We start from the raw sequence: 15,180 nt of genomic DNA, 5'->3' as shown, positions 1-15,180 counted from the left end.
TTTTGTTTACCATGCTTTATGTCTTTTGAAATTTTTAAACATTATCAATTCGTTATCGAGCGTTGGTGTTTTAATTTTGTGTACTTTGAGGTTATCAATTTATGCAAAATGTGTACACTAATGTGTATATCCTCTCATGGAGTGTACACATTGCTTGCCGATACAAAATTAAGAAAGGCTCCTGGCAAAAAAAGAGACCAAATCAAGGTCATCTCAGACGCTCATGGTCTCAATGTCAGGCTCTCTACATCCGGCAGTATAACATTCTTTTACCGATACAGATGGAACGGGAACGCTGCTCAACTGACGATTGGCGATTATCCAACCATATCACTATCTCATGCCAGGGAACGCCGTCAGTACTTTAGATCATGGTTAACTGAGGGACTCGATCCTCGTCACCAGATGGTACTGGAGAAGAAGAAAAAAACAGAAGCGTTAACCGTAAAAGAACATACGACTACTGGGAGAAGTTTTAGCACTGTACGGAATTTGGGCCAGGGTCATTAAGACCGACAATGGCGGCTGGCGCCAGTTTGGAGTATGGCGCGATCAGGATGTTGCGGTATTTGTAGAAGCGGCGCGCGGCGGCATCCGGGGAATAGTCCGGCTTAAAGTATCTGGCGGAGTTTGTGTTCAGTTGCGGCATTAGTCTCTGGGAGGTTCACAATAAGACAGATCGGAATACGCCGGCATGAGGTGTTGCGTCTTAAACCGCTGCAGCGGGTCAGCAGGGGGAATTATATTTATTAGCTCAGATGTGAGCTGACAGTTACCGATTATTTATACAGTAACTGTCAGTTTACAATATCGTAAAAACATTAACAAAAATATAATTTTGATGATAACCCCTTTATCTACCCAAAAGTAATAGAGCTGAGTTTATGATTTAATCTATAGGACTTTCCAGCGTTACTCTTACGGACTTTCTTTTTACAGTGATAGTTGGCGGGATCGTCGTGCTTCTAAGATGTGTAAATGGGATTTCACCAGCATAAAATACACCAGCACCATGATAACCAGAAACTTTGACATCTGTGTAGCCTCGACTCCAGATCTCATTAGCAACCCTCTCTATAAAAGTATCACGTTCTCCAAACACCATTCGTTCAAAGAAACCAGCATTTCTATTCGCTTTATCTATGTCCTCCTTTTTAAAACTATTAGGCTCTCTTTTATCTGCGGAATAACAACTACTAATCCTTATATCCTTTATAACCTCTAAAACTTTATTAGCAACCAGAATATCAACCAGTTGTTTTGCAGAAAAAACAGAGTCGCCACTGGCTAGAACATTAGTGCCTGCTGCACCATGACCGGTAATATAGACCTTTTTAAACGCGCTTAATGTGATCTCATCTAGTATGAGGTTTTCTTGCTGCTGTGCAACAATACCTACAACTGCTCCGCAATTTACATCATTAGTGTATTGTTGCAGATCAATGTGACCCGAAAGAGTTTTATAATGAGTGCTGATTGTTTTTTCAAACTCGGACGCTGCGTCTTTACTTATAAAAACACCAGGATATAAGTGCTTCCCAGAAAAAACTCTGGATATTTGTTGTTCCAGCATATGCAGGCAAGCCGATTTGTTGAAGCCTTTCTCTCCCGTTACTAACAAGAAACCACTTTTTTGCTCAACCTGTGAAATATTATAAGCAATATTAGCTACCCTAATAATATCTTTGGCTAGGTTAGTTGCGCCATTTTCGATAGTGGCAGTGCCGGGGGCTGCCCCTCTAATATTGAGGATCGCGGCAGAAATAGGTTTCATCATATTCACCTCTCATGTAGTGAAATGGTTATTATGTGATATTTACTTTTTAATATTTATTTGTTATCACTTACCTGCTGTCCAGTCAATATTAATACATGATTACGCCTATTTTTACATTAATTTTACTGGTGCGGGATTGTATGATCTTGTTATTACTCAACGTAAGCCTCTGTTTATATATAATAAAATTGGAGAAATCTGTTGACTGTATTTTATTTACATTAATATCGATATGCTATGAATTATTACGCATGCATAATCTAACGTTATTAGATGCTATATCCGTAACCGGGTCTGAGGTGAGCATGGCTAAATTACCGCGCCGTAAATGCAAAGTTTGCCGGGAATGGTTTTCTCCTGCTTACAGCAACGTTGTCTGGTGCTGTCCTGAATATGGCGCTATCTACGCGGTGGAACTGCGTGCCAGGCGTATCAGGGATAAACACCAGGCGGATAAAGCCGAACGGTTGCATGCTTAGAGAGCGTCAGGCAGTGTTGTATACACTCAGCAGGAAGATGTTCCGCAAACATCTGCGCTGAAGGCGGTGGCATAAGGGGATGGTCGCTGAAATCGAGCAGGTCATTGAGAAGTGGCATAACAAAACGGCTCCCTGTAGGGGAAGCCGTTATAGTGCCGCAGTTTAAGGATAGGCATTGTGTGATTACGGGGATTTTCGTGCCCGTAAACCAGGGAGGTTTGTTTTTCTAATTTTATCCAGCGAGACGTAAAGTATGACTGAGCTATGGTTAGCACTCGGTTTAACACATTAGGTGGTTTGCCTGATAGTTTCTGTGGGAGGGGGTATGATAAAAAAGTAATATTATTTTTAGTGTTTTTCTGATTATGCAAGTGCCGTTGATTTTGTATATCGTGTTGACTCGAGACCTTCAGATGTGATTTTTCGGGATGGTTTTGCTTCGCACGGTAATAACAGGAATCTTCAGCAACATATAAGAGATGACTCCTGTGCATCCGGTAGTCGAGACAGTACTATATTGCGACTATCTCAGATATTAATGAGTCTTATAATATAGCACGATTATATTACTCCAGAGCAACATTTAGCGGCAGGTTGTACAGATACAGAATCCGTGCAGACAATAGTTTCTACAGCCTTCCGCCGTCTGTTGCTTATATTGAGTTATGTGGTATCCAGTTTGGTCATTTTGAGCGAGTGATGATGCGGTTACAAAGTGAGTATGTATCTGTAAATTCTATCCCAATTGAAAATATACATGAGGCAGTTGAGCTTGTTTACGAGAGAAATACAAGTATGGTAAATATTGTTGGAGTGGATTATGAAAAAGAAATTAAAGGTTCTGACTCTTGCTCTTGCGTCATTATCCAGTGTTTGTTATGCAGCTATGGCTGATTATGATACGTATGTGAGTAATGTTCAGATTAAAAACCTGTCTTATGGTGTGTATACGTCAGGGGATAAGGAAACTCAGTTTTTTTGTATCGAACTGAAGCGCGGGAGTGAGGCTATTAGTGTCAATGCCGTGTGTAAAGTGGATGTGTACGGGAATCATAAACAGGGGTTTGATAACATGCTAAATATAGCAAAGTATTATTATACAACAGGGGGGGATGTAAGGATATATTATAAAGAGAATGTTTGGCGCGACCCCGATTTCAAAAGTGCATTCTCTTCCAGGGAATTAATTGCGATAACTACTTGTAGCTCATCAAGTTATTGTATGGGGCCTATGTTGACAAATTAAATGTTGCTGGGTATTAAACGCTCTAAAGAACAGGCTTAATCTTGTTGGTGAGACGATTATGTCTGAACCTTTATCAGGTTCCTGTATGGCTGTAGCGATCTGTGGGGCAACGATATTCAGACTGTTTACTGGAGCGGATTTTGGGATTGTATTTTGAGCATTTGCGGGAACGTTGTTCGTGGCAACAATGCCGCAGATACTGTCACCCCAAAGCACTCCTTCAAGCTTCTGACAATTGTGAGTGGTTTGTTTGATGGAGTGCCTCTTAAGATTAGAACTCTCACCATAAAGGCTGCGCATTTACGTGGCCTTTTTCGTATTCAGCCTCACGGGAAACACTCACTACGCGCTTTGTTGGATAAATCCAGCCCGTGAAGCCTGCTCCTTTTAGTCAGGACGTTATCAGAAGGGGACACACTGGTTGTATGGAAGCTTGATCGCCTGGGTCACAGTATGCGTCATCTGGTCGTTCTGGTAGAAGAATTGCGCGAACGCGGCGTTAATTTCCACAGCCTGACCGACAGCAGCATAGACACGTCGACGCCAATGGGGCGATTCTTCTTTCATGTCATGGGCACACTCGATGAAATGGAACGTGAATTGATTGTGGAAAGAACCCGCGCTGGACTGGAAGCGACAAGGGAGAGGGGATGTAATGGTGGCCGACGACCGAAACTAACATTGGAACAATAGGCGCAGGCCGGGCGTTTGATTGGGGCTGGCGTACCGCGACAGCAGGTAGCGATACGTAGTGAAACCCGGAGGCGCTGATACAGAAGATAAATCTCCGGCAATCATCATCGAAGCATGGACTGCCGGAGAAAGTAGAAAACAAAGTGTATATATTTGTGTACTAAAAAACGAACTTATCACAAAAATAAAAGCATAACTTTTTGATTTAATGATATTTTTATTGTTTCTTATCGTAAGGCATACCATTCCTTATGTTTCAGAGGGTTAGCCATAGCACCCAAAATATCGGAAATCACATTGACCACAATAACCAGCGACCCAATGACCATCACGCCAGCGGAAATAGCGGCATAGTCCTGCTGACGAATGGCGTGAATTAACCATCGTCCCAGCCCTGGCCAGCTGAAAACCATTTCGGTAATCATCGCCAGCGTTAACATGGTTGAAAACTGCAGGCCAAGACGGGGAATGACCGGCGGCAGCGCATTATGCAACACGTGACGGCGTAAAATCGTAAAGCGCGACAAGCCGCGCGTGGCCGCCGCTTTAACGTAGTTCTGATCGTAGACCTCAATAGTGCTGATTCGCATCAGGCGGATCACTTCTGTGGTCGGCGCGACGGAAAGCGTGAGCACCGGTAAAACCATATGTCGTATGGCGCTCATCACCATTTCATCGCGCCACGGCGAATCTGAAATCCAGGCGTCAATGATGGCGAAACCGGTAACCGGTTTAACTTCATAAAGTAGGTCAAATCGCCCGGATACCGGCAGCCACCCCAGCGTGAGCGAAAAGAACAGTGTGAGCAGAAGCGCCAGCCAGAAAACCGGAATTGAGAAACCTAATAGCGCCAGCGCGCTGATAAAACGATCCGGCCATTTGCTACGCGTCACGCCAGCCAGCATCCCGACCGGGATGCCGACCATCAGCGCAAAACCAAAGGCGAGAATGCACAACTCCATCGTGGCGGGAAACACCTCTTTAAGCTGTTCGGAGATCAGCTGGCCGTTAATGCTGGACACGCCAAAGTCCCAGTGCAGCAGACCGTTGAACCAGAAAACCCAGGCATTCCATAATGATGCGCCTTGTAGCGGCGCGTGCGGCGTAAAATAGCTCAGGCTAAAGCCGATAAAGGTAAGGAAGAATAGCGTCACCAGCAACAGCAATAACCGACGCAGGGTGAAGATAATCATGGTTTTTTCACCTCTTCGTGTTTTTCGCGGGAGACGCCGGCAAAAGACGCATTGCCGAACGGGCTTAACACCAGCCCTTTAATATCGTAGCGGTAAGCCTGCAGGCGTAGTGATGATGCCAGCGGCAGTATCGGCAGCTCTTTCTCCAGGATATTCTGCGCTTCCTCATACGCTTCTATGCGCGAAGCCAACTGCTGCGACGACAGTGCTTTACGCAGCACGCTGTCAAATTCAGGGTTACACCAGTGGGCGAAATTGGTTTGCGAATTGATGGCTGCACAGCTTAACAGCGGTCTGAAAAAGCTATCCGGATCGTTGCTGTCCGTGGCCCAGCCGGATAAGGTCAGATCGTGATTCATATCCATCAGGCGCGCCTCCTGGAAACGACCTTCAACCGGCACAATGACCACTTTTACGCCAACCTGCGCCATATCCGCCTGAATAAGCTCCGCCGTTTTTAGCGGACTTGGGTTCCAGGCCTGAGAACTGGTCGGCACCCAGAGATGCAGCGTAAGATTCTCAATGCCCAGCGCTTTTAGCTGTTCGCGCGATTTTTCCGGATTGTACTCCGTAATTTTGGCATCGTTATCGTAAGCCCATGAGGCTCTCGGTAAAATGGAGGCTGCGGTTTCTGCCGTGCCGTAATAAATCGACTGCATCAGGCGCTGGTTGTTGATCGATAAGGCCAGCGCATGGCGCACTGCGGGATTATTCAACGGCGGCTTATCGGTGTTAAAGGCCAGATAGGCGATATTCATCCCCGGACGCAACGTCAGGCGCAAACGCGGATCGTCGCGTAAAATAGTTAGCTGGCTGGCGGCGGGCCAGGCCAGAACATCGCATTCACCGGTCAGTAATTTCGATAAACGCCCGGTACCGCCGGAGCCTAAATCCACTACTACTTGCGGCATCAGCGGTTTGCCGCGCCAAAAACCATCGTGGCGCTGGAGACGAATAAACTGCCCGGCACGGTACTCCGAAAGCTGGAAAGGCCCGGTGCCGACCGGTTGGCGGTCTAGCAGTTCCTGACGATCTTTTCGGCTAAGCTGCGCGGCGTACTCAGCGGACATGACGGAAGCGTAGTGTGTAGCCAGATGCCATAAAAAGGAGGCGTCTGGCTGCGTCAGGCGAAACTCAACGGTGTTATTGTCCAGCTTACGCACGCTTTTTACATTGTCGGCGAACTGTAGGCTATCAAAGTAGGGGAAGCTACTGCCGTTGATGTTATGCCACGGATGCCGACGATCAAAAATCCGCTGAAAGGTAAAGACAACATCATCAGCATTGAGTTTTCGGGTCGGCGTAAACCAGGCGGTTTTTTGAAAGGAAACGTCGCGGCGCAGGTGAAAACGGTACGTTGCCCCGTTATCCAGCACTTCCCAGCTTTCTGCCAGCTCTGGGACTAAACGATAAGTATAGGGATCGACATCCAACAGGCGATCATATAACTGGGCGGCCAGGGTATCGACGATGAGGCCGCTGCTCGCTTTTTGCGGATTAAAGGTGTTGACCTGCCCGCTAACACAATACACAAAGCCGCTATCGCGAATATCTGCACTCGCAGTTTGTTCGGGCGCAGCCGCAGCCGTAGCCTGACTACTCAGTAGACCCGCTATCACGATCAGAGACGATAAAACCAGGCGCATAATAGTTAAGTTTTTGAAGTTCAATTTGCAAAGTGTATCGCACTTCGGCCCGCCACGTAAAAATGTCGGTGGATAACTGGCGTAAATGTCGTCAATTAGCCGGAGAAATAGCTAAAGCTGATGCTTTTTAAGCAAGGCGCGAAACTGGTGGTAGGTGAGCGCCAGCAAATCGGCGGCTCGTTTCTGGTTAAATTTCGCCTGCTGTAAGCTACGTTGCAGCAGCGCTTTTTCCTGTTGCAGTTGAAACTCCCGCAACTTGAGCGGCAGGTCGGGCGTGGCGGTTGCCGATGGCAGGGCGGGCGCGGGCGGTTCGGCGGGATGGCGTTGAAAAGGATCGATAACAATTTCATCCAAAGGATGTTCACTACTGCCGTGGCGATACACTGAACGTTCGACTACGTTTTTCAGCTCGCGGACATTACCCGGCCAGGCGTAATGCAACAACGTTTCTTTTGCCCGATCGGTAAAACCGGGAAATAAGGGCAGACGTAGTTCACGACACATCTGAATAGCAAAATGCTCGGCCATCAGCATGATATCGCTCTGGCGTTCGCGCAGCGGCGGCAGTTGTACAACATCAAAAGCCAGCCTGTCGAGCAGATCGGCACGAAATGTTCCTTCCTTTACCATGGCGGGTAAATCGGCATTGGTGGCGCATACTAATCGCACATTAACCTGTAACGGCTGGCTGCCGCCGACGCGCTCTAGCTCGCCATATTCAATCACCCGCAGCAGCTTTTCCTGTACCAGCATCGGCGCTGTCGCCAGTTCATCCAAAAACAGCGTGCCGCCATCGGCGCGTTCAAAGCGACCGGGATGACGTTTTTGCGCCCCGGTAAAAGCGCCCGCTTCATGACCAAACAGTTCGGAGTCCAGCAGATTTTCGTTAAGCGCCGCGCAGTTAAGCGAGATAAGCGGCCCCTGCCAGCGTGAAGAGAGATAGTGCAGGCGATTGGCGATAAGTTCTTTACCCGTACCGCGTTCGCCAATAATCAGCACTGGCTTATCCAGCGGCGCGAGCCGGGAGACTTGTTCCAGTACTTCAAGAAAACGGTTTGCCTCGCCGAGCAGGTTATCTTTAAATTCAGTCATGATGAAAATCGCCACTTGTTAGTGCTTTTCACCACTTTATCCTTTTTTGCTGGCGAGGTAAAACGAAAAAATTTCTTTATTATCAGCGACATGAAAAGTTGGCACGCAAATTGTATTAATCATGTAGCAGGGCATCGCCCGTTATCAGAACATTATGTGAGGATTGAATTATGGGTATTTTTTCTCGTTTTGCCGACATCGTGAACGCCAATATCAATGCGTTGTTGGAAAAAGCGGAAGATCCGCAGAAGCTGGTGCGCCTGATGATTCAGGAGATGGAAGATACGCTGGTGGAGGTTCGCTCGAACTCCGCGCGTGCTTTAGCGGAAAAGAAACAGTTATCCCGTCGTATTGAACAGGCTACGGCTCAGCAGACCGAGTGGCAGGAAAAAGCGGAACTGGCTCTGCGCAAAGATAAAGACGATCTGGCGCGCGCCGCATTGATTGAAAAACAAAAGCTGACCGATTTAATTGCTACGCTTGAACAGGAAGTCACGCTGGTGGATGACACGCTGGCGCGCATGAAGAAAGAGATTGGCGAGCTGGAAAACAAACTCAGCGAAACACGCGCTCGCCAGCAGGCGCTGATGCTGCGTCATCAGGCGGCGAGTTCTTCCCGTGATGTCCGTCGTCAGCTTGACAGCGGCAAACTGGATGAAGCCATGGCGCGGTTTGAATCCTTTGAACGTCGTATCGATCAAATGGAAGCGGAAGCGGAAAGCCATCGTTTTGGTAAGCAGCAATCGCTGGACCAACAGTTTGCCAACCTGAAAGCCGATGATGAAATCAGCGAGCAGCTGGCGCAGTTGAAAGCCAAAATGAAGCAAGATAATCAATAATGACAATGGCGGCGCCGGTACGCGCCGTCGCTCATCAGCTTTAGGTGTAAGGAGAACGCATGAGCGCGCTATTTCTGGCCATCCCGTTAACCATTTTTGTGTTGTTTGTGTTACCGATTTGGCTGTGGCTGCATTACAGCAACCGCGCCGGTCGGGGAGAACTGTCGCAAAGCGAGCAGCAACGCTTACTGCAACTCACAGACGATGCGCAACGTATGCGCGAGCGCATTCAGGCGCTGGAAGACATTCTTGATGCAGAGCATCCGAACTGGAGAGAGCGCTAATGGGTGGAATCAATCTGAATAAAAAACTATGGCGTATGCCGCAAAAGGGCATGTTGCGTGGCGTTTGCGCTGGGATCGCCGACTACCTTGATGTACCGGTAAAACTGGTGCGTATTCTGGTCGTGCTGTCGATTTTCTTTGGGCTGGCGTTTTTTACCGTAGTGGCCTATATCGTTCTGTCTTTTGTACTGGACCCTATGCCGGATAATCTGGCCGCAGGCAAACCGCAGCCGACCAGCGGCGAACTGCTGGATACCGTAGACAGAGAGCTTGCCGCAGGCGAAAAGCGTTTGCGAGAAATGGAACGCTACGTCACGTCAGATACGTTCACACTGCGTAGTCGTTTCCGTCAACTTTAAGTGTTATATCGGGAAGGTGAAGATGAATACTCGCTGGCAACGCGCCGGGCAGAAGGTAAAGCCCGGCTTCAAAATAGCAGGTAAGCTGGTTCTGTTGACCGCGTTACGCTACGGGCCTGCCGGCGTGGCGGGATGGGCGGTAAAATCCGTCGCCCGTCGTCCGCTAAAAATGTTGCTGGCGTTTGCGCTGGAGCCAGTACTTCGTAAGGCGGCGAATAAAATTTCGCAGCGTTACAAATAGCGAGTCTGGTCATAATATTTCGTTAAGCTCTGGCGTATAGTGTGTGCGAAATACATTACGTGTCAGGACGGAAGTATGTTGAAAAAAGGAATATTTGCGTTAGCGTTATTCGTAGCCATGCCGCTTTATGCCGCAGAATACTGGATAGATGTCCGCATTCCGGAACAATATCAGCGTGAGCATATTCAGGGCGCGATTAATATCCCATTGAAGGAGATTAAATCTCATATCGAAACGGTAGTTCCAGACAGGAACGATACGGTAAAGTTATATTGCAACTCCGGACGACAGTCGGGCATGGCAAAACAAATGTTGCTTGATATGGGGTATACGCACGCGATGAATATGGGCGGCATCAGTCGTCTTGATATGCCGAAAGTAAAAAAATAGATAATCTATTGCTCAATACTCATACTAACCGCGGCGCTTAATGCGCCGTTGTTGATCTCTCCGGGTAGTTGATAATAACGTTTTTGCACATATCTATAACGCAGGCTCGTTATTATTTTTTCTTCTCTTCAGGCTCAACAGGATGTCAATGAAGCGACTTAAAACTGAACTCAACGCGCTGGTCAATCGTGGGGTAGACAGGCATTTGCGACTTGCCGTAACCGGGTTGAGCCGCAGCGGCAAAACGGCGTTTATCACGGCGATGGTTAACCAGTTGCTTAATGTCCACGCGGGCGCGCGCTTACCGTTGCTCAGCGCGGTACGCGAAGAACGCCTGCTTGGCGTAAAGCGCGTGCCTCAACGTGATTTTGGTATTCCCCGTTTTACCTACGACGAGGGGATACTTCAGCTTTATGGCAATCCTCCCGCCTGGCCCACACCGACGCGCGGCGTCAGTGAGATTCGGCTGGCGTTGCGCTATCGCTCAAACGACTCGCTGCTGCGCCATTTTAAAGATACCTCGACATTGTATCTGGAGATTGTGGACTATCCAGGGGAATGGTTACTCGATCTGCCCATGCTGGCTCAGGATTATTTAAGCTGGTCCCGTCAGATGAACGGCTTGTTACAAGGACAACGCGCTGAGTGGGCCGCAAAATGGCGGCAACTTTGCGACGGACTCGATCCGCTGGCGCCCGCCGATGAAAACCGGCTGGCGGAGATTGCCGCCGCCTGGACGGATTATTTGCATCAGTGTAAATCGCAGGGATTGCACTTTATTCAGCCTGGACGGTTTGTTTTGCCGGGCGATATGGCGGGCGCGCCAGCGTTGCAGTTTTTCCCGTGGCCGGATGTGGACGCCTTCGGCGAGTCAAAACTGGCGCAGGCGGATAAGCAGACCAACGCTGGAATGCTGCGCGAACGCTTTAACTACTATTGCGAAAAAGTGGTCAAGGGGTTCTACAAAAATCATTTTCTACGCTTTGATCGCCAGATTGTGCTGGTCGACTGTCTGCAACCGCTTAATAGCGGGCCGCAGGCGTTTAATGATATGCGTCTCGCTTTAACGCAGCTGATGCAAAGTTTTCACTATGGTCAGCGAACTCTGTTTCGCCGCCTGTTTTCGCCGGTGATTGACAAATTGCTGTTCGCCGCGACGAAAGCCGACCATGTCACCCTCGACCAACATGCCAATATGGTGGCCTTGCTCCAGCAACTTATTCAGGATGCCTGGCAAAATGCCGCGTTTGAAGGCATTAGTATGGATTGCCTGGGGCTGGCGTCGGTACAGGCGACCACCAGCGGCGTGATTGAGGTCAACGGTGAAAAAATCCCGGCTTTACGTGGAAACCGTTTGAGTGACGGCGCGCCGTTAACCGTGTACCCCGGCGAAGTGCCTTCGCGTTTGCCGGGGCAAGCGTTTTGGGATAGTCAGGGTTTTCAGTTCGAAGCCTTTCGTCCGCAGGTGATGGATGTTGATAAACCGTTACCGCATATTCGTCTGGACGCTGCGCTGGAGTTTTTAATAGGAGATAAGCTGCGATGAGCGAACCGTTAAAACCGCGTATTGATTTTGCAGAACCGCTAAAGGAGGAACCTACGTCGGCCTTCAAAGCGCAGCAAACTTTCAGCGAAGCGGAGTCGCGTACATTTGCGCCTGCAGCTATCGATGAGCGCCCGGAAGACGAAGGCGTGGCAGAAGCGGCGGTCGATGCCGCGCTGCGTCCCAAACGCAGCCTGTGGCGTAAAATGGTGATGGGAGGGCTGGCGCTGTTTGGCGCGAGCGTGGTCGGGCAAGGCGTACAGTGGACAATGAATGCCTGGCAAACTCAGGACTGGGTCGCTTTAGGCGGCTGTGCCGCAGGCGCGCTGATCGTTGGCGCTGGCGCGGGATCGGTGGTCACGGAGTGGCGGCGATTATGGCGCTTGCGCCAGCGGGCGCATGAGCGGGATGAAGCGCGTGAGCTGTTACATAGCCATAGCGTCGGGAAAGGTCGCGCATTTTGCGAAAAACTGGCGCAGCAGGCGGGGATTGATCAATCACATCCGGCATTACAACGTTGGTATGCCGCTATTCACGAAACGCAAAACGACAGGGAAATCGTCGGTTTGTATGCGCATCTGGTACAGCCGGTACTTGACGCGCAGGCGCGACGTGAGATTAGCCGTTTCGCCGCGGAATCGACTCTGATGATCGCCGTCAGCCCGTTAGCGTTGGTGGATATGGCATTTATTGCCTGGCGTAATTTACGCCTGATTAACCGTATCGCAACGCTGTATGGCATTGAACTTGGTTATTACAGCCGCCTTCGTCTGTTCCGTCTGGTGTTGCTGAATATCGCGTTCGCGGGAGCCAGTGAGCTGGTGCGTGAAGTCGGTATGGACTGGATGTCTCAGGATCTGGCCGCACGCCTGTCCACGCGCGCGGCACAGGGGATTGGCGCAGGTCTCCTTACCGCTCGACTGGGAATAAAAGCGATGGAGCTATGTCGACCATTGCCGTGGATCGATAACGATAAACCACGTCTCGGTGATTTTCGTCGTCAGCTTATCGGTCAGCTAAAAGAGACGTTACAAAAGAGTAAGTCGTCGCCTGAGAAATGACCTTCCACAGGGCGCTGACTGCCTGGCTTTACGCCGCAGCGCCCGTTTTTCCGTCATGCTGTCAATATTTGTTGACAGAATCCTTCCTGCCAGCCGAATAGTGGCTTATCATCTATTTAATGGTTCATTATTCAGGTGAAGGTTCCCATGCGTCTGGAAGTCTTTTGTGAAGACCGACTTGGTCTGACCCGCGAATTACTTGATTTACTGGTGTTACGTAGCATTGATTTACGCGGAATCGAGATTGATCCCATTGGGCGAATTTATCTTAATTTTGCTGAGCTGGAATTCACCGACTTCAGCAGCCTGATGGCCGAAATCCGCCGTATTTCCGGCGTAACGGATGTCCGTACCGTTCCCTGGATGCCGTCCGAACGTGAACATCTGGCCCTGAGCGCGCTGCTTGAGGCGTTGCCGGAGCCGGTGCTCTCATTGGATATGAAAAGTAAAGTGGAGATGGCGAACCCGGCGAGTTGTCAGCTTTTTGCCCAGAGCCAGGAGCGAATGCGGCACCATACCGCCGCACAATTAATCAACGGCTTCAATTTTCAGCGCTGGCTGGACGGTAACCCGCAAAGCTCCCATAACGAACATGTCGTGATCAACGGGCAAAACTTCCTGATGGAGATTACGCCGGTACATTTACAAAACGAAAATGACGAATACGTGTTGACCGGGGCGGTCGTGATGTTGCGTTCCACGATTCGTATGGGGCAGCAGCTACAGAATTTGTCCACGCAGGATCTGAGCGCGTTTAGTCAGATTATTGCCGTGAGCGCAAAGATGAAGCACGTTGTTGAGCAGGCGCGCAAACTGGCGATGCTCAGTGCGCCGCTGCTGATTACCGGCGATACGGGAACCGGCAAAGATCTTTTCGCCTATGCCTGTCACCAGGCAAGCCCTCGTTCAGCGAAGCCGTATCTGGCGCTCAACTGCGCTTCAATCCCGGAAGATGCGGTAGAAAGCGAACTATTTGGCCATGCGCCGGAAGGTAAAAAAGGCTTTTTTGAACAGGCGAATGGCGGTTCGGTGCTGCTGGATGAAATTGGCGAAATGTCGCCGCGTATGCAGGCGAAGCTGCTACGTTTTCTCAATGATGGTACGTTCCGTCGCGTCGGCGAAGATCACGAAATTCATGTTGATGTCCGCGTTATCTGCGCCACGCAGAAAAATCTGGTGGAGCTGGTGCAAAAAGGACTGTTCCGCGAAGATCTCTATTATCGACTTAACGTTCTGACGCTTAATTTGCCGCCGTTGCGCGATTGTCCGCAGGATATTATGCCGTTGACCGAACTGTTCGTGGCGCGTTTTGCCGACGAACAGGGCGTTCCGCGACCGAAACTGTCTGCCGATCTGAGTACGGTCCTCACTCGTTACGGCTGGCCGGGTAACGTTCGCCAGCTTAAAAATGCGATTTACCGGGCGCTGACGCAACTGGAAGGGTATGAGCTGCGTCCGCAGGATATCCTGCTGCCTGACTACGATGCCGCGACGGTGGCAGTCGGCGAAGATGCGATGGAAGGTTCGCTGGATGACATTACCAGTCGTTTTGAACGTTCTGTCCTGACCCAGCTTTATCGTAGCTATCCGAGTACGCGTAAACTGGCGAAACGGTTGGGGGTATCGCACACCGCGATTGCCAATAAGCTGCGTGAATATGGTCTGAGCCAGAAGAAGGGTGAAGAGTAGAAAAAAAGAAGGCCTCTGGATAGAGGCCTTCTTGTGACAAAAGAGCACCGCCTGTAGCGCTGACAAACGTAGCGCCAGCAGTCGCTGGCTTATGCCTTCAGGACATTAAGCGCGGCGTCGTAATCCGGCTCGTGGGTGATTTCATCCACCAACTGGCTGAAAATAACGTTGTCGTTTTCGTCAAGCACGATGACTGCGCGCGCCGCCAAACCTTTCAGCGGGCCGTCAACGATTTCGACGCCGTAGTTTTTCAGAAACTCGTTATTACGCAGAGTGGAAAGCGTAATAACGTTGCTCAGGCCTTCCGCGCCGCAAAAACGCGACTGTGCAAAAGGCAGGTCAGCAGAAACGCACAATACGACGGTATTCTCCACTTCTGTGGCCAGTTGATTAAACTTACGAACTGATGCGGCGCATACGCCAGTATCAATGCTTGGGAAAATATTCAGCACTTTGCGTTTGCCTGCATATTGGCTGAGGGAAACGTCAGACAAATCTTTTGCGACAAGAGTAAAAGCCTGTGCTTTGCTACCAGCCTGCGGAATAACGTTGGCAACGGTGACCGGGTTACCCTGGAAATGTACAGTCTGTGACATAATTATGTTCCTATTTACTTATAGTTAACGTCGAAATCCAGTTTAAGTCATT

16 protein-coding genes and 5 pseudogenes are annotated in these 15,180 nt (G+C 49.5%); 14 read left to right on the top strand and 7 right to left on the bottom strand.

Annotated elements, in window-relative coordinates; all coding sequences use genetic code 11:
• Nucleotides 1-120 precede the first annotated feature (120 nt).
• Nucleotides 121-476, top strand: a pseudogene (locus NA624_RS03355) (Arm DNA-binding domain-containing protein); the annotation flags it as partial.
• On the opposite strand, the gene NA624_RS03350 reads toward NA624_RS03355, so the two are convergent.
• Both NA624_RS03350 and NA624_RS03345 read right to left on the bottom strand, forming a co-directional pair.
• Nucleotides 476-649, bottom strand: a complete 174-nt coding sequence (locus tag NA624_RS03350) for a hypothetical protein (RefSeq protein ID WP_001135892.1) — start codon at nt 647-649, stop codon at nt 476-478. The pseudogene NA624_RS03355 and the gene NA624_RS03350 overlap by 1 nt on opposite strands.
• A 240-nt stretch (nt 650-889) precedes the next feature.
• Complete coding sequence (locus NA624_RS03345) at nt 890-1,777, bottom strand: hypothetical protein (protein WP_000977500.1); 888 nt, start codon at nt 1,775-1,777, stop codon at nt 890-892.
• A gap of 305 nt (nt 1,778-2,082) precedes the next feature.
• Between NA624_RS03345 and NA624_RS03340 the strand changes: the two genes are divergently transcribed.
• Nucleotides 2,083-2,256 (top strand): recombination protein NinG, encoded by a 174-nt coding sequence (locus NA624_RS03340; RefSeq protein ID WP_001557003.1) that lies wholly within the window; start codon nt 2,083-2,085, stop codon nt 2,254-2,256.
• On the opposite strand, the pseudogene NA624_RS03335 reads toward NA624_RS03340, so the two are convergent.
• Nucleotides 2,237-2,374, bottom strand: a pseudogene (locus NA624_RS03335) (IS4 family transposase); the annotation flags it as partial. The gene NA624_RS03340 and the pseudogene NA624_RS03335 sit on opposite strands and share 20 nt — an antisense overlap.
• 179 nt (nt 2,375-2,553) lie before the next feature.
• Here NA624_RS03335 and NA624_RS03330 point away from each other — a divergent pair.
• The 4 genes and pseudogenes from NA624_RS03330 to NA624_RS03315 form a co-directional block, all read left to right on the top strand.
• Nucleotides 2,554-3,057 (top strand): annotated as a pseudogene (locus NA624_RS03330) (pertussis toxin-like subunit ArtA); the annotation flags it as partial.
• Between the two features lie 19 nt (nt 3,058-3,076).
• Complete coding sequence (locus NA624_RS03325; protein WP_000727929.1) at nt 3,077-3,502, top strand: subtilase family AB5 toxin binding subunit; 426 nt, start codon at nt 3,077-3,079, stop codon at nt 3,500-3,502.
• Between the two features lie 58 nt (nt 3,503-3,560).
• A pseudogene (locus NA624_RS03320) lies at nt 3,561-3,731 on the top strand (putative holin); the annotation flags it as partial.
• Between the two features lie 158 nt (nt 3,732-3,889).
• Nucleotides 3,890-4,192: pseudogene (locus tag NA624_RS03315) on the top strand (recombinase family protein); the annotation flags it as partial.
• Between the two features lie 230 nt (nt 4,193-4,422).
• Here NA624_RS03315 and sapB read toward each other — a convergent pair.
• From sapB to pspF, 3 genes are all read right to left on the bottom strand, one after another.
• The gene (gene sapB, locus NA624_RS03310; RefSeq protein ID WP_000583298.1) at nt 4,423-5,388 is read right to left on the bottom strand and encodes a peptide ABC transporter permease SapB; all 966 of its coding nucleotides are present in this window, start codon (nt 5,386-5,388) and stop codon (nt 4,423-4,425) included.
• Complete coding sequence (gene sapA / locus NA624_RS03305) at nt 5,385-7,034, bottom strand: peptide ABC transporter substrate-binding protein SapA (RefSeq protein ID WP_001241620.1); 1,650 nt, start codon at nt 7,032-7,034, stop codon at nt 5,385-5,387. The genes sapB and sapA overlap by 4 nt, the downstream gene beginning before the upstream one ends.
• Nucleotides 7,035-7,145: 111 nt before the next feature.
• Complete coding sequence (gene pspF, locus NA624_RS03300; RefSeq protein WP_024134425.1) at nt 7,146-8,126, bottom strand: phage shock protein operon transcriptional activator; 981 nt, start codon at nt 8,124-8,126, stop codon at nt 7,146-7,148.
• A gap of 170 nt (nt 8,127-8,296) precedes the next feature.
• On the opposite strand from pspF, the gene pspA reads away from it, so the two are divergent.
• From pspA to tyrR, 8 genes are all read left to right on the top strand, one after another.
• The gene (gene pspA, locus NA624_RS03295; protein ID WP_000511000.1) at nt 8,297-8,965 is read left to right on the top strand and encodes a phage shock protein PspA; all 669 of its coding nucleotides are present in this window, start codon (nt 8,297-8,299) and stop codon (nt 8,963-8,965) included.
• A gap of 59 nt (nt 8,966-9,024) precedes the next feature.
• Complete coding sequence (gene pspB / locus NA624_RS03290; RefSeq protein ID WP_001274953.1) at nt 9,025-9,249, top strand: envelope stress response membrane protein PspB; 225 nt, start codon at nt 9,025-9,027, stop codon at nt 9,247-9,249.
• Nucleotides 9,249-9,608, top strand: a complete 360-nt coding sequence (pspC, locus tag NA624_RS03285) for an envelope stress response membrane protein PspC (protein ID WP_000508936.1) — start codon at nt 9,249-9,251, stop codon at nt 9,606-9,608. Before pspB ends, pspC begins: the two co-directional genes overlap by 1 nt.
• A gap of 22 nt (nt 9,609-9,630) precedes the next feature.
• Entirely contained in the window at nt 9,631-9,849 is a 219-nt protein-coding gene (gene pspD, locus NA624_RS03280; RefSeq protein WP_001097607.1) for a phage shock protein PspD, read from the top strand.
• 75 nt (nt 9,850-9,924) lie between these two features.
• On the top strand, nt 9,925-10,239 hold the full coding sequence (gene pspE / locus NA624_RS03275) for a thiosulfate sulfurtransferase PspE (RefSeq protein WP_000913432.1): 315 nt from the start codon (nt 9,925-9,927) through the stop codon (nt 10,237-10,239).
• 148 nt (nt 10,240-10,387) lie between these two features.
• A complete protein-coding gene (locus NA624_RS03270; RefSeq protein WP_000825860.1) occupies nt 10,388-11,785 on the top strand; it encodes a YcjX family protein in 1,398 nt (465 codons plus the stop codon).
• Nucleotides 11,782-12,843, top strand: a complete 1,062-nt coding sequence (locus NA624_RS03265; RefSeq protein WP_001294469.1) for a YcjF family protein — start codon at nt 11,782-11,784, stop codon at nt 12,841-12,843. The genes NA624_RS03270 and NA624_RS03265 overlap by 4 nt, the downstream gene beginning before the upstream one ends.
• Nucleotides 12,844-12,990: 147 nt before the next feature.
• Nucleotides 12,991-14,532 (top strand): transcriptional regulator TyrR, encoded by a 1,542-nt coding sequence (gene tyrR, locus NA624_RS03260; RefSeq protein ID WP_001235493.1) that lies wholly within the window; start codon nt 12,991-12,993, stop codon nt 14,530-14,532.
• A gap of 89 nt (nt 14,533-14,621) precedes the next feature.
• Here the strand turns inward: tyrR and tpx are convergent, their stop codons facing one another.
• The gene (gene tpx, locus NA624_RS03255) at nt 14,622-15,128 is read right to left on the bottom strand and encodes a thiol peroxidase (protein WP_000084401.1); all 507 of its coding nucleotides are present in this window, start codon (nt 15,126-15,128) and stop codon (nt 14,622-14,624) included.
• Nucleotides 15,129-15,180 lie beyond the last annotated feature (52 nt).

Source organism: Salmonella sp. NW38, from assembly GCF_051807745.1.
GTDB lineage: Bacteria > Pseudomonadota > Gammaproteobacteria > Enterobacterales > Enterobacteriaceae > Salmonella > Salmonella enterica.
The sequence above is the reverse complement of the archived record's forward strand: the minus strand, read 5'-3'. Positions and strand labels throughout refer to the sequence as shown.